Origin of the sequence: Actinokineospora alba (assembly GCF_004362515.1) — a bacterium.
GTDB lineage: Bacteria > Actinomycetota > Actinomycetes > Mycobacteriales > Pseudonocardiaceae > Actinokineospora > Actinokineospora alba.
Genome location: NZ_SNXU01000001.1, coordinates 1296374 through 1315288, shown reverse-complemented (window position 1 = coordinate 1315288; position 18915 = coordinate 1296374). Strand labels below are relative to the sequence as shown.

Annotated in this window: 20 protein-coding genes; 11 read left to right on the top strand and 9 right to left on the bottom strand. The window is 69.6% G+C overall.

What is annotated here, in order from left to right; all coding sequences use genetic code 11:
• Positions 1 to 11: 11 nt before the first annotated feature.
• Positions 12 to 1178, bottom strand: a complete 1167-nt coding sequence (locus tag C8E96_RS06235; protein WP_091375920.1) for a pyridoxal phosphate-dependent aminotransferase — start codon at positions 1176 to 1178, stop codon at positions 12 to 14.
• Positions 1179 to 1255: 77 nt separating this feature from the next.
• Between C8E96_RS06235 and C8E96_RS06230 the strand changes: the two genes are divergently transcribed.
• The gene (locus C8E96_RS06230; protein WP_091375917.1) at positions 1256 to 2458 is read left to right on the top strand and encodes a DUF445 domain-containing protein; all 1203 of its coding nucleotides are present in this window, start codon (positions 1256 to 1258) and stop codon (positions 2456 to 2458) included.
• Between the two features lie 292 nt (positions 2459 to 2750).
• Here C8E96_RS06230 and C8E96_RS06225 read toward each other — a convergent pair whose 3' ends face one another.
• Entirely contained in the window at positions 2751 to 3215 is a 465-nt protein-coding gene (locus C8E96_RS06225) for a CGNR zinc finger domain-containing protein (protein WP_166657890.1), read from the bottom strand.
• 83 nt (positions 3216 to 3298) lie between these two features.
• Between C8E96_RS06225 and C8E96_RS06220 the strand changes: the two genes are divergently transcribed.
• Genes C8E96_RS06220 through C8E96_RS06205 form a run of 4 tightly spaced genes read left to right on the top strand, consistent with a single transcriptional unit; the run spans position 3299 to position 7203 of the window.
• A complete protein-coding gene (locus tag C8E96_RS06220; protein WP_091375914.1) occupies positions 3299 to 3658 on the top strand; it encodes a VOC family protein in 360 nt (119 codons plus the stop codon).
• 58 nt (positions 3659 to 3716) lie between these two features.
• Entirely contained in the window at positions 3717 to 4241 is a 525-nt protein-coding gene (locus C8E96_RS06215) for a PadR family transcriptional regulator (protein WP_091375911.1), read from the top strand.
• Positions 4238 to 4918 (top strand): ABC transporter ATP-binding protein, encoded by a 681-nt coding sequence (locus C8E96_RS06210; protein WP_228769930.1) that lies wholly within the window; start codon positions 4238 to 4240, stop codon positions 4916 to 4918. Before C8E96_RS06215 ends, C8E96_RS06210 begins: the two co-directional genes overlap by 4 nt.
• Positions 4915 to 7203: an FtsX-like permease family protein gene (locus tag C8E96_RS06205; protein WP_091375908.1), complete on the top strand. Its 2289-nt coding sequence runs from the start codon at positions 4915 to 4917 to the stop codon at positions 7201 to 7203. Before C8E96_RS06210 ends, C8E96_RS06205 begins: the two co-directional genes overlap by 4 nt.
• Positions 7204 to 7257: 54 nt before the next feature.
• On the opposite strand, the gene C8E96_RS06200 is transcribed toward C8E96_RS06205, so the two are convergent.
• Positions 7258 to 7965 (bottom strand): phytanoyl-CoA dioxygenase family protein, encoded by a 708-nt coding sequence (locus tag C8E96_RS06200; protein WP_166657889.1) that lies wholly within the window; start codon positions 7963 to 7965, stop codon positions 7258 to 7260.
• Between the two features lie 221 nt (positions 7966 to 8186).
• On the opposite strand from C8E96_RS06200, the gene C8E96_RS06195 reads away from it, so the two are divergent.
• On the top strand, positions 8187 to 9521 hold the full coding sequence (locus tag C8E96_RS06195; RefSeq protein WP_091375902.1) for a tannase/feruloyl esterase family alpha/beta hydrolase: 1335 nt from the start codon (positions 8187 to 8189) through the stop codon (positions 9519 to 9521).
• A gap of 107 nt (positions 9522 to 9628) precedes the next feature.
• A complete protein-coding gene (locus C8E96_RS06190) occupies positions 9629 to 10591 on the top strand; it encodes a zinc metalloprotease (RefSeq protein WP_091375899.1) in 963 nt (320 codons plus the stop codon).
• A gap of 77 nt (positions 10592 to 10668) precedes the next feature.
• Here C8E96_RS06190 and C8E96_RS06185 read toward each other — a convergent pair whose 3' ends face one another.
• From C8E96_RS06185 to C8E96_RS06175, 3 genes are all read right to left on the bottom strand, one after another.
• Entirely contained in the window at positions 10669 to 12537 is a 1869-nt protein-coding gene (locus tag C8E96_RS06185) for a helix-turn-helix domain-containing protein (protein ID WP_091375895.1), read from the bottom strand.
• A 71-nt stretch (positions 12538 to 12608) separates the two neighbouring features.
• Positions 12609 to 13937, bottom strand: coding sequence for an MFS transporter (locus C8E96_RS06180; RefSeq protein WP_091375892.1), 1329 nt, complete (start codon positions 13935 to 13937; stop codon positions 12609 to 12611).
• A gap of 32 nt (positions 13938 to 13969) precedes the next feature.
• Positions 13970 to 14731 carry a 3-hydroxybutyrate dehydrogenase gene (locus tag C8E96_RS06175; protein WP_091375889.1) on the bottom strand — a complete coding sequence of 254 codons (762 nt, stop codon included), beginning with the start codon at positions 14729 to 14731 and terminating at the stop codon, positions 13970 to 13972.
• A 123-nt stretch (positions 14732 to 14854) separates the two neighbouring features.
• On the opposite strand from C8E96_RS06175, the gene C8E96_RS06170 reads away from it, so the two are divergent.
• Positions 14855 to 15211: a TFIIB-type zinc ribbon-containing protein gene (locus C8E96_RS06170; protein WP_091375886.1), complete on the top strand. Its 357-nt coding sequence runs from the start codon at positions 14855 to 14857 to the stop codon at positions 15209 to 15211.
• Between the two features lie 110 nt (positions 15212 to 15321).
• Complete coding sequence (locus C8E96_RS06165) at positions 15322 to 15831, top strand: AAA family ATPase (protein ID WP_324187077.1); 510 nt, start codon at positions 15322 to 15324, stop codon at positions 15829 to 15831.
• 519 nt (positions 15832 to 16350) lie between these two features.
• Here the strand turns inward: C8E96_RS06165 and C8E96_RS06160 are convergent.
• Together C8E96_RS06160 and C8E96_RS06155 are read right to left on the bottom strand one after the other, a co-directional pair.
• The gene (locus C8E96_RS06160) at positions 16351 to 17013 is read right to left on the bottom strand and encodes a hypothetical protein (protein ID WP_091375880.1); all 663 of its coding nucleotides are present in this window, start codon (positions 17011 to 17013) and stop codon (positions 16351 to 16353) included.
• 7 nt (positions 17014 to 17020) lie between these two features.
• Positions 17021 to 17467, bottom strand: a complete 447-nt coding sequence (locus tag C8E96_RS06155; protein WP_176926774.1) for a helix-turn-helix domain-containing protein — start codon at positions 17465 to 17467, stop codon at positions 17021 to 17023.
• A 170-nt stretch (positions 17468 to 17637) separates the two neighbouring features.
• Here C8E96_RS06155 and C8E96_RS06150 point away from each other — a divergent pair, with 170 nt between their 5' ends.
• Both C8E96_RS06150 and C8E96_RS06145 read left to right on the top strand, forming a co-directional pair.
• Positions 17638 to 17931, top strand: coding sequence for a DUF2516 family protein (locus tag C8E96_RS06150; protein ID WP_091375878.1), 294 nt, complete (start codon positions 17638 to 17640; stop codon positions 17929 to 17931).
• Positions 17928 to 18641 carry an alpha/beta fold hydrolase gene (locus tag C8E96_RS06145; protein WP_228769928.1) on the top strand — a complete coding sequence of 238 codons (714 nt, stop codon included), beginning with the start codon at positions 17928 to 17930 and terminating at the stop codon, positions 18639 to 18641. Before C8E96_RS06150 ends, C8E96_RS06145 begins: the two co-directional genes overlap by 4 nt.
• Here C8E96_RS06145 and C8E96_RS06140 read toward each other — a convergent pair.
• Complete coding sequence (locus tag C8E96_RS06140; protein WP_091375875.1) at positions 18621 to 18911, bottom strand: hypothetical protein; 291 nt, start codon at positions 18909 to 18911, stop codon at positions 18621 to 18623. The two genes, C8E96_RS06145 and C8E96_RS06140, sit on opposite strands and share 21 nt — an antisense overlap.
• Positions 18912 to 18915 lie beyond the last annotated feature (4 nt).

Below are 18915 nucleotides of genomic sequence, written 5' to 3'. Positions count from 1 at the left end.
GGGAACCGGACTCAGGCGAGCTTGTGCAGCCTGCTGATGGCCTCGTCCAGGATGTCGTCCTTCTTGCAGAACGCGAAGCGGACCAGGTGCCGCCAGCGATCCGGGTTGTCCGTGAACACCTGCACCGGCACCGCCGCCACCCCGATGCGCCCGGGCAGTTCGCGGCACAGCTCCAGGCCGTCGCTGAAGCCCAGCGGCCGCACGTCGGCGCAGACGAAGTACGTGCCCGCCGTCTGCCGCACCCCGAAGCCCGCCTCGGCGAGCCCGGCGGAGAGCCGGTCGCGCTTGTCCTCCAGCGAGGCCCGCAGCTGCTGGACCCAGGCGCCCTCGTGGTTCAGCGCGTGCGCGACGGCGGGCTGGAACGGCGCGCCGCCGACGAAGGTCAGGAACTGCTTGGCCGCGCGCACCGCGGCGACCAGCTCGGCGGGCCCGCAGACCCAGCCGATCTTCCACCCGGTGCAGTTGAAGCTCTTGCCCGCGCTGGAGATCGTCAGCGTCCGCTCCGCCATCCCCGGCAGCGACCCCAGCGGCACGTGCGCCAGCCCGTCGAACAGCAGGTCCTCGTACACCTCGTCGGTGATCGCCAGCAGGTCGTGCTCGATACAGACCGCGGCCACCGCTTCCAGTTCCGCCTGGGTGAAGACCGTCCCGGTCGGGTTGTGCGGGGTGTTGACCAGGATCGCCTTGGTCGCGGGCGTGACCGCGGCCCGCAGCGCGTCGACGTCGAGACCGAAGCGGCCCGACGGCTCCTCCACCAGGGACACGACCCGCCGGGTGGCGCCCGCCATGGCGACCGAGGCGGCGTAGGAGTCGTAGTACGGCTCGAAGAGGATCACCTCGTCGCCCGCCTCGACCAGGGCCAGCAGCGACGCCGCGATGGCCTCCGTGGCGCCCACCGTGACGAGGATCTCCGAGTCCGGGTCGAAGGGCGTCCCGTACCGCGACCGCTGCGCCGCGATGGCCGCGCGCAGCTCCGGCCGCCCCGGCCCCGGGGGGTACTGGTTGATCCCGTCGGCGATGGCTTTCTGGGCTTCGGCCAGCATGGCGGCCGGACCGTCGGTGTCCGGGAAACCCTGTCCGAGGTTGACCGCGCCGTTGGCCACCGCGAGGGAGGTCATCTCCGCGAAGATCGTCGACGTGAACGGACGCAGCCTGGGTACAAGCGTGGTTCGAGGCATGGATAGGAATCCTCACGGACAATGACGTCGTGGAGCAAGTACCGGGCGAATTTGAGAAGCGTCGCGCACTACGGAAGATGAAGGGCGTCGCCCTGGGCTTCCTGCTGGGGGCGACGGCGATCTTCATCGGCCTGACCCTGTGGCCGGACGCGCCCCCGTGGGTCGGCTACGTGAAGGCGGCCGCCGAGGCGGGCATGATCGGCGCCCTCGCCGACTGGTTCGCCGTCACCGCGCTGTTCCGCAGGCCGATGGGCCTGCCGATCCCGCACACGGCGATCATCCCGAACAAGAAGGACGTCCTCGGCGACAGCCTCGGCGACTTCGTCGGCACGAACTTCCTCTCCGAACAGGTGGTCCGCGAACGCCTCCGCCGGGTCGGGGTGGCGAACAGCCTCGGCGGCTGGCTCGCGCAGCGCGACAACGCCGAACGGGTCACCTCGGAACTGTCCACGGTCGTGCGCGGCGCCGTCACGGTCCTGCGGGACGAGGACGTGCAGGCCGTCATGGAACAGGCCGTCGTCAACCGGATCGTCGGCACGCCGTGGGGACCGCCCATGGGCAAGCTGCTGGAACGGGTCATCGGCGACGGCGCCCACCACAAGCTGGTGGACCTCATGTGCGACCAGGCCTACGACTGGGTCAAGGCCAACCACGCCCAGGTCCTGGGCGTCGTCTCGGGCCGCGCGCCGACGTGGTCGCCGAAGTTCGTCGACGCCCTGGTGGCCGACAAGGTCTACGGCGAGGTCCTGTCCTTCGCGTGGAACGTCAAAACCGACGTCAACCACCCCATGCGGCTCGCCCTGGACAAGTTCCTCACCGAGTTCGCGGGCGACATGCAGACCGACCCCCGCGTGATGGAACGCGCGGAGCAGGTGAAGCACCAGGTCCTCGAACACCCGGACGTGCAGACCCTCATCGGCTCGGCCTGGACCACCGCCAAGAAGATGCTCCTCGACGCCGCCGAGGACCCGTCGAGCGAACTGCGCACCCGCGTCCGCGCGGGCCTGATGACCCTCGGCACCCGCCTGATGAACGACGAGTCCCTGCGCACCAAGGCCGACGGCTGGGTCGAGGGCGCCGCCGCCTATATCGTCCTCAACTACCGCGACGAGATCACCACCCTGATCACCGACACCGTGCAACGCTGGGACGCCGACGAGACGGCCCGCAAGGTAGAACTTCAGGTAGGCCGCGACCTGCAGTTCATCCGCATCAACGGCACGGTGGTAGGTGCCCTGGCAGGCCTGGCGATCTACACAATCGCCCAACTAATCACCTAAAGACCACTCCGCCGCCCCACACCGCCCCGCCCCACCACCCACGAACCCAATCCCCGAACTGATCGGGCCAGCCCAACCGAATCCCCACAGCCCCACCCCGGACGAGAGCACCCAAGCGATGCTCTTAATCCCTGCACTTCCCCCTGCTCCCTCGTCCTGGCCGCCTTTAACTCTCGATCGGCGGTATCAAGGGTCGGCTTGCCGATCGCGCAGCGACGGCCGTCTACGGCCGCCCTTGATACCGCCGATCGAGAGTTAAACAATCAAGCCAGAGGGAGACGCCCCCGAGGGATCAACCAAGCTTCGAACGTTCCCGCCACGCTCGAGCCTTCTCCCGATTCCCACAAACCTGCATCGAGCACCAAGTCCGAGACCGATTCCGCGACCGGTCGAAGAATGCCCACTGGCACTCATCAGCCGGACAGATCTTCACCCGCTCCCACTCCCCAAGCACCGCCAGCCGACTAGCCGCCGCCAAAACCGCCCCGGCAACGTCCGCAGCCGACACCCTCGGCACGCCCCCGACCACCGACACCCGCACCTCCGCATCAGGCGGAGCCGCCGCCGGCGCACCGCCGATCAGCCCCCGCAACCCATCGCGGACAGCGCGAACCTGCGCGGGGTCGCCCGCGGTCAGACCGCGCGAGGCCAGCCAGGCGTGCCATTTCAGGTCGTCGTCGAGCAGGTCGGCGTTCTCTTCGACGTCAAGGGTGTTCAGGAAGTCGAGGACCAACTCCACGTCGTGGGTAGAACTCACAAAACCACTGTAGGCCCTTTACCGGTTGACGGGTCCGCGCCTAACCGGCATGCTCATATCACCGGTTACGCATCTGGGAGGAAATCATGTCTGTACCCACACTCGGCTCGGTCGTCCTCGACTGTCCCGACCCGCTGGAGCTCTCGAAGTTCTATGCCCGCCTGCTCGACTGGCCCGAGCCCGACGCCGCCGCCGACAACTCCTGGTCGACGATCGGCAACGGCGGCACGCTGATCGAGTTCCAGGCGGTGGCGAACTACGAGGCGCCGACGTGGCCGGAGGGCGAGCGGCCGCAGCAGTTCCACCTCGACCTCAAGGTCGAGGACCTGCCCGCCGCGCACGAGCGGGCGGTCGAGATCGGTGCCAAGCTGCTCGACGAGCAGAAGACGTTCCGCGTCTACGCCGACCCCGCCGGGCACCCGTTCTGCCTCTGCGCCTGCTGATCTCCGCAGGTCAGTCCTCTATTCGCAGTGTGTATACACATGCGGTACAGTTCGGGTCATGTCAATCGGACACGCCTTGCTCGGACTCCTGGAAACAGGACCCAGGCATGGATATGACCTGAAGCGCACCTACGACGAGCACTTCGGCGCCGACCGCCCGCTGGCATACGGGCAGGTCTACTCGACGCTCTCGCGGCTGCTGCGCAACGGACTGGTGGAGGAGAGCGGTGTCGAACCTGGGGGCGGTCCGGAACGCAAGCGGTACGCGATCACGGACGCGGGCGTTACCGATGTCGCGGAGTGGCTCGTGACGCCGGAGAAGCCGGAGATCTACCTGCAGAGTGCGCTCTACACCAAGGTGATCCTGGCTCTCATGTCCGGCCGCAACGCCGCCGACGTGCTCGACGCCCAGCGCGTCGCGCACCTGCGGGCGATGCGCGAGCTGACCGTGCGCAAGCAGCGCGGCGACCTGGCCGACCAGCTCATCTGCGACCACGCGCTGTTCCACCTCGAGGCGGACCTGCGCTGGCTGGAGCTGACCACGGCCAGGCTCGCCGACCTCGGCAAGCAGGTGGCCTCGTGACCGAGCCGGTCCTGGTCGGCACCGATCTCCGCAAGACCTACAGCCAGACCGCGGCGCTCGACGGCGCGTCGATGACTGTCGGCGCGGGGGAGATCGTCGCGGTCATGGGCCCGTCCGGCTCGGGCAAGTCGACCCTGTTGCACTGCATGGCGGGGATCGTCGCGCCCGAGTCCGGCACGGTTGTCTACAACGGACAGACGTTGTCGGCGATGTCCGACAAGGACCGCAGTGCGTTGCGCCGCACCGAGTTCGGCTTCGTGTTCCAGTTCGGCCAGCTCGTCCCCGAGTTGACCTGCCTGGAGAACGTCGCCCTCCCGCTGCGTCTCGGCGGCCTGGCCCGCGCCAAGGCCGAGGAGTCCGCCCGGGAATGGTTGGCGCGCCTGGAGGTCGACGGCACGGCGGACAAGCGTCCGGGTGAGGTCTCCGGCGGCCAGGGGCAGCGGGTCGCTGTCGCCAGGGCGCTCGTGACCGGCCCGAAGGTGATCTTCGCCGACGAGCCGACCGGCGCCCTGGACTCGCTCAACGGCGAGCAGGTCATGCGCCTGCTCATCGACACGGCCAAGGAGACCGGCGCGGCGATCGTCCTCGTCACCCACGAGCCGCGCGTCGCCGCGTACTCCGACCGTGAGGTCATCGTCCGCGACGGCCGCGCCCGCCAGGTGGAGATGGTGCAGTGAAGGCCTGGTTCAACGACCTGGTCATCGGGGTCCGGCTGGCCGTCGGGGGCGGCCGGACCTCGGTGGCCAGGCTGGTCCTGAGCACGGTCGGCATCGGGATCGCCGTCGCGGTCCTGCTCCTGGCATCCTCGGTCGGCCCGATGATCGACGCCCGCTACGAGCGGGTGGAAGCGGCCCAGGCCCGCGAATTCCCCAAGATCGACGGCGTCGACCCGCTGGTCCACGCCCACAGCGGCACCGAATTCCGTGACCGGTTCATCGAGATCAGCTACGTGTGGCCGAGCGGTCCCACTTCGCCGGTGCCGCCTGGCCTGCCGTCGGTGCCCCTCGCGGGCGAGATGTACGTGACGCCCGGACTGGCCGACCTGTTGTCGGCGCCTGGATCCGAGTTGCTGCGCGAGCGACTTCCGTACCACACGGCGGGATTGATCGACGCGTCCGCGGTGGCCGATCCCGGTGACGCCCGCGCCTATGTCGGGGTCGGACCGGAGATCGTCGGCAACGGCCGAGAGGTGTACGGCTTCGGCGTTGGCCTGGGGGGTGTCCCGCTCGACCCGGGCCTGCTTCTCTTGCTGCTCTTGGGATCCGTGGCGCTGCTCGTTCCGGTGTTCATCTTTGTGGCGTCCAGCACCAGGATCGCGGGCGCGGAACGGGATCGAAGGCTTTCCGCGTTGCGGCTGGTGGGAGCCGACAGTGCCCAAGTCCGGCGCATCGCCGCCGCCGAGAGCCTGGTGAGCGCCGTGGCCGGGTTGGTGGTCGGCGCGGGACTGTTCCTGGTCGGCCGTCAGCTGGCCGATGGCGTTCGCCTGATGGATGTCAGCGTGTACCCGGCGGACATGATTCCCGTGTGGTGGATGGTCGTCCTGGTCGTGCTGGCGATCCCGGTCCTAGCTGTGCTCACCGCGCAGTTCGCCTTGCGCCGCACGATCATCGAGCCGCTGGGCGTGGTGCGGTTCAGCAAGCCGGTCCGGCGCCGGATGGTGTGGCGGTTCGCCACAGTCGGTGCCGGGGTCGCGCTCCTGCTGGCGGCCGATGGCCTCAGCGCCAACAGCCAACTCTGGTCCTACGTCATCGCCACCGGCGCCACACTTGTCCTCATCGGTGTGCCGCTGCTGTTGCCGTGGGTCGTCGAGCGCACGGTGGCGGGGTTGCGCGGCGGTCCGTCTTCGTGGCAGCTGGCGATCCGCAGGCTGCAACTCGACAGCGGGACGTCGGCCAGGGTCGTCGGCGGTGTCGCGGTCGTGCTCGCGGGCGCGATCGCCCTGCAGTCGGTTCTCATGTCTCTGTCCGTCACGTTCGACGTGCCCCGGGAGCATGGGGGGCCGTCCGTCCCGTCCCACGCGACCGTGATCGGCACTCCCGCGGGGATCGACAAGGTGGTCGACAACTTGCGGCGGCACGACCCGGCTCAGTCGGTCGCGACGTTCCGGGAAGTCGAGGTCAAGTTCCCGGACAGCGAGTCCACCACGGCCGTCCGAGTCGTCGACTGCCCGACGATCGAACGCCAACTCAAGATCACCAACTGCGCCGATGGTCAGGTCTTCGTCCATCCGGGCGCGGACCGGCCGGACGACGGCATGACCCCGGGCCGAGTGCTCTCCACCGTCTACCACGACCAAAGCGGCGCGCTGAAGGTGTACGGCACCTGGACCGTGCCCCCGACGCGCAGGGTGCTCGAATACTGGCCCAGCACGCTGTCCTGGGCGCTGATCACCACCCCCGCCTCCGGTCCGGCCGCGCCACCCGTCGGGTCGACTTCCGGGATCGGCGTCGACACCAGTTCGCCGGAGTCGATGGAACGACTTCGGACGGCGGTGGCACTGGCGCGCTGGGAGGTGGGTATGTCGTCCTACACCTCCACCCGCTACGAAGATCCCAACCAGCAGATGTTCGTGACGGCCCGGCGCGGGCTGCTCATCGGGTCGCTGTTCACCTTGCTGCTGGCCGGAACCAGCCTGCTCGTGCTGGCGCTGGAACACATCCGGGAACGGCGTCGCCCGCTGGCGATCCTCGCGGCGAGTGGTGTCCCCACCGGGGCGCTGGCCCGGTCGCTGCTCTGGCAGATCGCGGTGCCGATCGGCCTCGGAATGGTGTTGGCGGTGGCGATCGGGGTCGTCCTCGCCGCTCTGGTCATGCGCCTCGCGGGGTCGTCGACCCTGATCGTCGACTGGGCGGGGGTGGCGACGATGTCGCTGGCCGCGGCCGTGCTGGGCCTGCTCGTCTCCCTGCTGACGCTGCCGTTCCTGCGCGGCGCCACCAGGTTGAGCTCCATGCGAACCGAATAGCCGGGGGTTGTCAGCTGGGGACCGTTTTCGGGGGCGGTCCCCAGCTGACATTTTTCACATCAAGAGGTACGCCGCGCTGCCGAGTCGCTCGATGGTGCCGTCCGACGGCGAGGTGTCCAGCAGTGCCGCGACACCTCGACGCTGGAACCTGGTCAGCACCGCGTGGCGGACCTGGCCGGTCTGGTTCTTCGTCCCCGAGTGCCATAGGTGCGAGTTGAACAGCCAGCACGTCCCCGCCGGGCCCACGAGCACCACCTGGTCGGGATGGTCCTCGTGCCCACGCGGGGCCACGAAGCCGTAGTCGAGGTGCGACCCGGGGACCACCCGCGTCGCGCCGTTGTCCGCCGTGAAGTCCGTCAGCGCGACCACCGCGTTGCAGACCTGCCACCGGCCAGGGCCCGCGCGGTCGATGGTGTCGATGTGCAGCGCCTGGCCGCCGTGGTCGGGGGTGCTCGCCCGGTAGTGCATCTCGCTGATGCGGAACTCCGGCCCCAACAGGTGCCGGACCGCCGCGAGCAGGTGCGGGCGCAGCCAGAACGCGTCGAACACCATGCCCGCTTCGAGCAGTCCGCGCAGGTGCAGGGTTCCGCCCTGGGTGCCGCTTTCCCGCAGCCGGACCTCGACGTCGGCGAGCGCCGCGGCGACCTGGACCGGGGACAGGAATCGGTCGAACCGGCAGTAGCCGAGTTCGTCGAGTTCGCTGAGCTGTTGCGGCGCGAGCAGGTCGGCACGGACTCCCAGTTCGGCGAGCACCTCATGCACGGATTCAGGTGTAGCCCAGCGATCGGCGCCCCGCCACCGGATTCACCTGTTGGCTCCATCGCCCAAGGTCATTCTGTGTCCGGGACCACACTTTCGGCTGACCGGACGCTCACGGTGATCACCACTACATCTGGCGGCCGGATTGTGTGGATCACCCGGATATCGGTGCCCTCGCCCGCTCCCTACGTTGGCCTTCACCCCGACGACGTGGAGGCCTCCCGATGTTCGCCCGCATCGCCCTGACCGCGGTCTGCCTGGCTCTCACCGCCGGGCCCGCCGCCGCGACTGAACACAGTGGACACTGCGCGGCCGACCGGCTGCGCGTGCCCGGCGCGCAGCGGCAGCTGGCCGCCTGCCTCGACGACCTCACCACTGCGGGCACCTCGGTCACCGGTCACACCGTCGCCGCCGACTGGGCCGGGCTGACCTCGGCGGGCCTGCCCAGGCCCGCGGCCGTGCCCGGAGTCCAGCTCGACGGCCACTTCGCCGACACCTCCACGAGCAACACCCACCACGGCTGGAACTCCGACGCCCAGTTCGTCCTGCGGATGCCCGCCCGGTGGAACGGCGGGCTCGTGATCTCCGGCGCCCCCGGGGTGCGCAGGCAGTACGCCAACGACCGGGCGATCGCCGACCACGTCCTCGCGGCCGGATACGCGTTCGCCGCGACCGACAAGGGCAACACCGGCACCGGCTTCCACACCGACGGCCGACGGCCCGGTGCCGCGGTGGCCGAGTGGAACACCCGGGTCACCCAGCTGACGATCGCGGCGAAAGCCGTTGTGGCGCAACACTATGGCCGTCCTCCGGCGCGCACCCTCATGGCCGGGCTGTCCAACGGCGGGTACCTGGTGCGCTGGCAGTTGGAGAACCGGCCCGGCCTCTACGACGGCGGTGTCGACTGGGAAGGCACGCTGTGGACCGAGGAGGGGCCGAACATGTTCACCTCGCTCCCCGCCGCGATCCGCCACTACCCGGCCTACGCGGCGGGTGATCCCGCGGCGCACCAAGCGATTCTCGACGCGGGCTTCGCGCCGGGCTCGGAGTTCCTGTGGCCGTTCCACCACCAGGTCTACTGGGATCTCACCCAGCGCATCTACCGCGAGGAGTTCGACCCCGCTTTCGACGGCGACCTCCAAGCCGGTATTCCCTTCTGCGTCAGCGGAACCCCGAACTGCGACGCCGACTACGACTACGCCGCGCGACCGAAATCGGTGCACCGGGCGGTGGAACGGATCTCGCTGACCGGTCGGATCCACAAGCCACTGATCACGCTGCACGGCACCCTCGACGCCCTGCTGCCGATCTCGCGCAGCTCGGACGTCTACGCGGATCTTGTGACCACACAGGACCGAAGCGCGCTGCACCGCTACTACCGGATCGACGGCGGGACCCACGTCGACGGCCTCTACGACGTCTATCCCGACAAGCTTCGCCCCCTCGGCCCGTGCTTCCGGACCGCGTTCGACGCCCTGGAAGGTTGGCTGGATGGCACCCCGCCGACCGGAACTCTTGTTTCGATATCGGCTTCTACCTGCGGGTACTCCCGAGAATGAACCAATATATGGGAATACGTTAATAGGTGACCCAGGTCACAAATGCCCCAGTGCGCATGCGGCCCCGGTGAGGATCCAGGCGTCCCACTCCCCTGCATGGAGGACATATGACTCAGGATCGTTCTTTGCGTGCGCGCACCGTGATGCTCGCGGCGACGCTCGCGCTCGGTGGCCTGACCCTGGCCGGTGGCGCGGTCGCCGACACCGGCACCCCCACCGCCGCACTGCGCCCGGAACTGTGCGCGGGCACGCTTTCCTCCGACCGCGTGAAGCCCGGCACCGCCCCCGGCGTCGAGCGCAACGAGATCACGCAGGACGAGGCGCAGCGGATCAACCGTGAGCTGCGGTTCAAGGTCGCCTCGCTCAAGGCGAACGGCGCCTACGCCGCGGGCGCGACCATCCCGGTCGTGTTCCACATCATCACCGGCAACGGCGGCGTCGGCTCGATGTCCGACGCCACGGTCGCCGCGCAGATCAAGGTCCTCAACGACGGCTTCGCGGGCGCCGAGGCGCCGGGCGTCGCGGCGAACACCGGCTTCACCTTCACCCTGCAGGAAACCAAGCGCTGGTCGAACCACACCTGGTTCACCAGGGCGGACCGGTCCAACGTCGAGAAGCAGATGAAGTCCGCGACCCGCGTCGGCGGTGCCAGCACCCTCAATGTGTGGTCGGCCGACATCGGCGGCCTCGGCTGGGCCACCTTCCCGTCCAGCTACTCCAGCAACCCGACCGTCGACGGCGTCGTGATCGACTACGCCAGCGTTCCCGGTGGCAGCGCGACGAACTTCGACAAGGGCAAGACCCTGACCCACGAGGCCGGTCACTGGATGGGCCTGTGGCACACCTTCCAGGGTGGCTGCACCTCGACCAACGACGAGGTCGCCGACACTCCGGCGCAGTCCAGCTCCACCTCGGGCTGCCCGACCGGCCGTGACTCCTGCAACCTGCCGGGCCTGGACCCGATCCACAACTACATGGACTACTCCTACGACGACTGCTACAACCAGTTCACCCCCGGCCAGTCGACCCGCATGTCGAACGCCTGGGCCGCCTACCGCGCGGGCAAGTAGTGCTTTGACGGTCGGCTGTGTGAGGCAGCCGGTTGTTTCCGGAGGGGCTCGTCTTGTGACGGGCCCCTCCGGGCTGTCTAGGGCATGACGTCGTGCAACCGCAGGGCCAGCTGGATTTCCAGCGAACGCTCCGGGCTTTGCCAGTCATCGCCGAGCAGTGAGCCGATCCGCTCCATCCGCTGCGCCACGGTGTTCACGTGCACGTGCAGCACCTCCTTGGCCTTGGTCAGGTTCGAGCCGCTGGAGAAGTACGCCCGCAGGGTCCGCAGCAGCTCGGTTCCCCGCCGCTCGTCGTAGTCCAGGACCGGGCCGAGGGTCGATCGGACATAGGCGTCGAGATCGGTGGCCTCGCCCAACAGCAGGCCGACGAACCCGAGATCGGCCATCGACCCGCCCTGCCCGGACCGGCCGAGCGCGAGCAGCGACCGCAGGCACCTGGCCGCCTCCGCGTGCGCCTCGACCAGGGCGCTGACGCCCGCCACCGGACCAGCGGCGCCCACCGTGACGTCGGTGTCCAAAGTGGACCCGAGCACGGTCGCCATCCGTGCCGCCAGCTTCCCCGGCGCGGATTCCCGGCTCAGCACGACCACCTGGTCCGCGTGCACGCCCACCAGCGCGCCATAGCGCGCGGCGGCGAGCGCCAGCCGGCGGCGCGGAACCTGGTCGGCGGTGGCCACCAGCACCGCGTGCGGCTCGGTCAGGTCGACGCCCAATCGCCTGCCACGGGCCAACAACGCGCCCGGATTGCGGTCGGGGGCGGTCAGCAGGTCGGTCAGCAGCTCGCCCCGGACTTCGTCCTCGGCCTGGGCCACCGACCGGCGCAGCATCAGCAGCAGCGCCGTCACCACGCCCGCGCGTTCGAACAGGCGCCGGTCCGCGTCCGCCAACTCGGGCCTGCCGGTGAGCACGAGACTGCCCAGCAGTTCCTGGCCCGCGTGCACCGCGCAGACCCAGTTGTCCTGAGTGGACACCGCCCGGCCGGAAGAGCGGGACTTCCCCACGGCTTTCGCCGACAGCCGGGCCGATCCCGCGCCAACCCGGGCCAGCTCGACTCCAGCGGCGTCGTACACGGCGATGCCGCCGTGCAGCACTTCCGCGACCGCGGCGGCGACATCAGGGACGTCGCCGCCGCGCAGCACGACGTCCATCAGCTTGTCGTGGGCCTCCTCGGCCCGGCGCATGGCGGCGTTGTGCGCGCTGATCGTCTCGTTGGCGCCGTTGAGTTCCGCCAACGCGAGCCGGGTCTCGTCGAGCAGGTGGGCGTTGTCGATGGCGATCGCGGCGTGGTCGGCCAGCGAGGCCAGCAGCGCGACCTCCTCCGCGGCGAAGTCACGCGGTGTCCGGTCGGCGGCGTAGAGGACGCCGATCACCTTGCTGCCCAACAGAAGCGGCACACCCAGGATCGCCGCCAAGCCCTCGTCACGCACGGAGGTGTCGATCGGGTTGGTGTGCCGGAAGCGCTCGTCGGCGAAGTAGTCGCGGGTCGCGTACGGCCGGGCGGTCTGCGCGACGAGTCCGCCGAGACCCTCACCCATGGCCAGCGTGACCTGCTGGAACAGCGCCGACACCGAGCCGTCGGTGACTCGCATGTATGTGCGGCCCGCGACCTCGTCGTTCATCGTCAGGTACGAGACGTCCACACCGAGCAGCATCCGCGCCCGGTGCACGATCGACCGCAGCACCGCGTCGGTGTCGCGCAGCCGGGCCAGGTCGCTCGCCGTGTCGAACAGGGCCGTCAGCTCGGCCTCACGCCGCCGGTGCTCGGCGACGGTGTGCCGCACCCGCAGCGCGTTCTCGGTGGCTTGCTCGATGAGCGCGAGGTCGGCGCCGTCGAGGCCCGAGGCCCGTGCGGTGGCGGCCACCTGCGCCAGCTGCTCCCCGCCCGCCCCACGGGCGAGCAGGTCGAGCAGCGTGCGCACGGCGTCGTCGGCCATCACGGTCGCCATCGTCGCACCTCACGCAATCCCCAGGTGGAAACCCCGGGGCCACCCGTGGTGGCGGATGGCCCCGGGGCTGGTCAGGACGCGCTCGGAACCGGCTCGCGGGCCGTGCCCCCGGCCCGCTCGCCCAGCGACTCGCCCTTGGACTCGCGGGCCGCGAGGACCGCGACCGTGGTGATCACGCACATCGCGACCACATACAGCGACACCGGAATAGTGCTCTTGTACTCCCGGAACAGGGCCACCGCGATCAGCGGGGCGACCGCGCCCGCGGCGATCGAGGACAGCTGGCTGCCGACCGACATCCCCGTGTAGCGCACGTGCGTCGGGAACTGCTCGGCGAAGAACGCGGCCTGCGGCCCGTACATCGCACCGTGCAGCACCAGGCCCACGGTGGCGGCCAGGATGATCGTCGCGGGGGACTTGGTGTCGAGCAGCGCGAAGAACGCGAAGCTCCACACCGCCATGCTGACCGCGCCGATCAGGTACACCGGCCTGCGGCCGATCCGGTCGGAAAGCGCGCCCCACAACGGAATCGACACGAAGTGCACGGCCGACCCGATCAGCACCGCGTTGAGCCCGACGCCCTTGGCCATGCCGAGACCGGTCGTCACGTACACCAGGATGAACGCGGTGATCACGTAGTACGACACGTTCTCCGCCATCCGCGCGCCGATCGCGATCAGCACCCGCCGCCAGTGGCCGCGGAACACCTCGACCACCGGGACGTGCTTCTCCTCGCGCTCCGCGGCCTTCGCCTGCGCGGCGAGGAACACCGGCGACTCGGTGACGGTGAGCCGGATCCACAGGCCGATCACCACGAGGACACCCGAGAGCAGGAACGGGATCCGCCAGCCGTACGACATGAACGCCTCGTCGGTCTGCACCGCGGCGAGCACCGCCAGAACGGCGGTGGCCAGCAGGTTCCCGCCCGGCGCGCCGCACTGCGGCCACGACGCCCAGAACCCGCGGCGCTTGTCGTCGCCGTGCTCGGACACGATCAGCACCGCACCGCCCCACTCGCCGCCCAGCGCGAAACCCTGGATCAGCCGCAGGAGCGTGAGCAGGATCGGCGCGCCCACGCCGATGGCCGCGTAGGTGGGCAGCAGACCCATCGCGAACGTCGAGCCGCCCATCAGCAGGAGGCTGACGACGAGCAGCTGCTTGCGGCCGATCTTGTCGCCGAAGTGGCCGAACACCAGCCCACCGATCGGCCGGGCCAGGAACCCGATCGCGTAGGTGAGGAACGCCAGCAGGGTGCCGGTCAGTGGATCGGTGTTGGGGAAGAACAGCTTGTTGAATACCAGGGCCGCGGCGGAGGTGTAGAGGAAGAAGTCGTACCACTCGATCGTCGTGCCGATCAGGCTCGCGCTCACGATGCGCACGAACGACTTGTCGGATGCCAAGGGGAGTCACCTCTTTCCGGAGGTTATGGGGATCAGGTCGCGGTCCAGCCGCCGTCGACCGGGACCGAGGCCCCGGTCAGGTGGCCCGCGTGCGGTCCGCAGAGCCAGCGCACGAGTTCGGCCACGTCCTCGGGCTCGATCAGCCGCTTGACCGGGGCGCGGTCGAGCAGCACCCGCTCGACGACCTCGTCGGCGCCGATCCCGTGCTCGCGGGCCTGGGCGTCGATCTGGTTCTGCACCAGCGGGGTCCGGACGTAGCCGGGGCTGACGCAGTTGCTGGTCACCCCGTGCGGGGCGCCCTCGATGGCGGCGACCTTCGAGAGCCCCTCCAGCCCGTGCTTGGCCGCGACGTAGGCGGACTTGAACGCGCTGGCCCGCAGGCCGTGGACGCTGGAGATGTTGACGATCCGGCCCCAGCCGCGGGCGTACATGTGCGGCAGGGACCGGCGGATCAGCAGGAACGGCGCGGTCACCATGACCCGCTGGATCAGGTCGAACCGCTCCGGCGGGAACTCGTGCAGGGCGGCCACGTGCTGCAGCCCGGCGTTGTTGACCAGGACGTCGACGTCGGTCGGCAGGGTGTCGAGCGCGGCGGGGTCGGACAGGTCCACCCCGTGCGCCCAGCCGCCGACCTCGGCGGCCACCAGTTCGGCGCCCGGCAGGTCCCGGTCGACGACGTGCACCTTCGCGCCCGCCGCCGCCAGCGCCCGCGCGCACGCCCGGCCGATCCCGCTCGCCCCGCCGGTGACCAGCGCGGAGCGACCGTCGAGGGGGTCAAGGGGATCACTGCTCATGGGTGCCGACGTTAGGTTCGGCGGCCGGGGCGGACCATGTGCGAGCAGGCCACAAAGCGCCACGTTCGGATGTCTGATCAAGCTATGCGGACACCGGCATGCGACTTTGCGTAGGCTGGCGACGTGATTTGTCCGAAGTGTCAGAACGCGATGCGTACGGTGGATCGTCTCGGCATCCACATCGACCAGTGCGACGGCTGCCGCGGGATCTTCCTGGACCGCGGCGAGCTCGAGCAGATCGTCGGTGCCGAGCAGCGATACACGACGGCTGCGGCCCCGCCGCCTTACCAGGGTGCGCCTGCTCCGCATGTGCCACCCGCACAGCACTACCCGCCGCCCGTGCAGCAGCACGGCGGTTACCGGGACTCGCCTCCCGGATACCGTGACTCGCCCCCCGGGTACGGCCACGCCGGCTACGGGGGCCACGGCGGTCACTACAAGAAGAAGCGCAAGAGCTTCCTCGAAGAGCTCTTCGACTGAACCCGATGATCTGCGCGGCCTGCGGTGAGTGGGCCGACGCACCCGCGGTCGAAGACTCTGTCCTCGTCTGTGCGCGATGTGGGCATCGGGAGCCGTTCCGGCGGCTCCCGATGTTCGCCGTGACCGGACCCAGCGGGACGGGCAAGTCGACGGTCTGCCGGGGTCTCACGAAACTGCTCGGCGACCGCGCGGTGGTGCTCGAGCAGGACCTCCTCTGGGTCGACGCCCTCCACGACCCCGAAGACGACTACGCCTCCTTCCGGCGAATCTGGCTGCGCATGGCGGCCACCATCCACCAGAGCGGCCGCCCGGTCGTCCTCTGCGGCACGGTGGCGCCCCCACAACTGGAACACCGCCCGGAACGCGTCCTGTTCTCGGAGATCCACTACCTGTCGCTGGTAGCCGATGACGACGTGTTGAGCAAGCGTTTGCGAGCCCGCCCGTCCTGGCGCGGCTGGGACGACGAGCAGCGCATCACCGACATGCTCGGCTTCAACACCTGGGTCAAGGAGAACGCGGCCACCACCTCGCCGCCGATGGACCTCCTGGACACCACCACCGCCACCGTCGAGGAAACGACCGCCGCGGTCGCCGACTGGCTACTCGCCCGCCTGCCCTGACCGGCCCGGGCCAGAGTTATCCACAGATCCACCCCAGTTGCCCACAGGTGTGCCCCCAGCCTGTCCACAACCATCTTCGCTGGTTGCCCACAGTTTCCGCCCCGCTGTCAACAGCAGTCCCAAGGTTATCCACAGCCTGGAGGGTGTTATCCACAGCATTCCGCACACCCGCCCCGCACACCCCCACCCCCGATAGAGAACGCCTCATCGACACCGCGCTGGACCAAGTGGCGTCGGCCGTCCAGTCCGCCCCAACAGCCACGCCGACGCGGGTGAGCTGTGCTGTCCACGAGTGCGGCGTGATGGTGGCCGAACTCGGCGACGGCGGCTCGGCCCCGGTGAAAATGCAGGGCTACGACGACGACTGGCCAAGGGCAGCCCCCCGTGGTGGGTGGGGACTTTGTTCAGGGTCGGTGCGGGCGGGCGATCCACGCTCGCATCAGTGGGCTGCTGAAAAGTGCCCACAGACGTCAAGGCCCCGGTTCGATTTCTCGAACCGGGGCCTTGCCGTCGGGGGATTTACTTGGTGGTCTTCGTGGTGGAAGCCGTCGTGGTATTGCGGGCGGCGGGCTTGCGGGCCGGGGCCGTCTTGTTCGCCACGCGGCGGGTGGTGCTGCGGACCTCCGAAGCGGCCTCGTCACCGGCCTCCTCGATGGCCTCCGCGACCTCGGCGGCGACCTTCTGGGTGCGCACGGCGGTCTTCTCGCCGACCGAGCGGGTCTTGCGGGTCACCTTGGCCAGGATGTCCTCGGCCAGCGCACGGGCGTCGCCCGCGACGTCTCCGGCGCGGTGCTGGGCGGCCTCGATGGCCTCCTCGAGCTGCTCGACGACCCTCTTGACCTGCGGCTGCGCCTTGAGCTTGTCCAGCGCGTCCTCGCCCTGGTCGGCCAGCTTCTGGTACAGCTTCACCGCGGCCTCGGTGTACTCGTCGACCAGCTTGCGCAGCTCGGCCGGGTCCAGCTTCTCGCGCAGGCCCGAGAGCTCGGTCGGGAGGTCGGCGGCGGCGGTCTTGGTGGACTCGGCACGCACCTTGGCCTTGTTCACCGCGTCGGCGACGGCCTTGGCGGCCAGGTCACCGGCGCCCAGGGCGGCCAGCAGCGGGGTGCGGACCTGCTCGACGGCGGTGTTCACCGCGGCGGCGGCCTGCTCGCCGGCCTTGCGGACGTCAGGGCTCTTGGTCATGGAAAACTCACTCCTTGAAGGTGGGGTCCGTCTTGAGAGTTTCGTCGTCCACATCAGACCCCTCCACTGTGGACTGGTTGGCGTTCTCGCGCCGGAATGACTCATAGATGTCAAGCAGGACTTGCTTTTGCCGCTCGGTCAGCTCGTCGGCTGCCCGCACGGCGTCGACCACTGGGCCGCCCGCCGGGAGATCGAGGATCCCCGCCTGGACGTAGAGCGCTTCGGCGGAAATCCGAAGCCCCTTGGCTATCTGCTGCAAGATCTCGGCACTGGGCTTGCGCAGACCACGTTCGATCTGGCTGAGGTACGGGTTGGACACACCAGCGAGCTTCGAGAGCTGCCGCAGCGAGATCTTCGCCGAGTTGCGCTGGTGCTTGATGTATTCACCGATGTCGCGTCCGAGGTCGGCGACCTTGTCGATCGCCCTGGCCTCGCCGGTTCCGACCTCGTCCATCCAGCCTCCTTGTGACAGTTCCGACGCTACGCGCTACCGCTAGCAGTTGCAAGCACTCTGCTTGCAACTGGTCCGTGCGGTCTGTCACAACTACCGGTTACCCAACTAGCGCGAAGCGCTAACAGACACGTGTGTGGTGGAGCGGCCGGTCGCGCACGTAGGCTGGGCACGTGCCGGAGACCGCTTTCTGGATCTTGCGAGTCATCGACTGGGCCGCCGTCCCCGTCGGTGTGTTCGCGCTCGTCCACGCGCTGATGCAGCGGCCGGACGCCTATTCCGCCGCCGACCGGATGACCAAGGTCGCCTGGGTCGGCATCACCGCCGCCGCCACGGTCGCCTTGCTGCTGTTCAGTTTCGCGGGCAGAGGCTGGATCTTCTGGATGGCGGGCCTGGTCGCCGCGCTGGTCTACCTGGTGGACGTGCGCCCGAAGCTCATCGAGGTCCAGCGCGGCCCACGCTGGTGATTCGCCGGGCCTACGGGTCCGGCGACCCGGTCACCCTGGTCGTGCCCGGCCTCGGCGCCACCGCGGGCGAGGCGCGCATCCCCGCGTCCGGCCTGCCGGGCACCCGAATCGTGCTGACGCTGCCCGGCCACGCCGACGCCCCCGATCCGCGTGCCGACTACTGGACCTACCCGACGCTGGCCAAGGCCATCGGCCAGACCGAAGCGCCCCAGGCCGTCGGCGTCTCGCTCGGCGCCGCCGCGCTGGCCGCGCTGGTCAGCACCGAGCCGGACCGCTTCGACCGGCTCGTCCTGATGTTCCCCGCCGCCCTGTCGCGCCCCCGGACCAACGCGCACCTCGTCGAGGCGATGGCCGCCGCCGTCGACGCCGGTGACCGCGCGGGCCTGCGCGACCTGCTGGGTGTCCTCCCGGGCGCGGGCTCCTACCTCGAAGACCGCGCCGACGCACTCATGCGCCTGGGCCCGGCCCTGCACGCCGTCGCGACGCAGGTCCCCGTGCCTGACCCGGCAGCGTTGCGGAACGTCCGGGCGGAAGTCCTGATCATCGCCGCCGAGGACGACCCGCTGCACCCGCTCGAAGTCGCCCACGAAGCCGCCGAGGCCTTCCCGAACTCCCGACTCGAGGTCCTGCCCTCGGCGTATCCGCTGGTCACGCACCGCAAGGAGCTCCGCGCGCTGCTGACCGGCTTCCTAGGTGATCAGCACCAATAGCGTCCCCACCGCTATGGCCGCCCCGATCACCAGCGTCGCGCAGCCGCCCAGGACCACCCGCTGAGCGGTCCGCGCCCGCAGCGTCAGGAAGATCGCCAGCGCCACCGTCAGCACCGTGATCGCCATGAAGGCGACCGCTCCCGAGTACGGCCAGCCGCGCATCGTGGGCGCGAAGAGCGCGACCAGGAAGCACACCACCCCGGCCGAGGCGAACAGCACGGCGGAGGCGATCAGGACCAGCACTTTGGCGGTTCCCGTGCGGTCGGTCACGCGT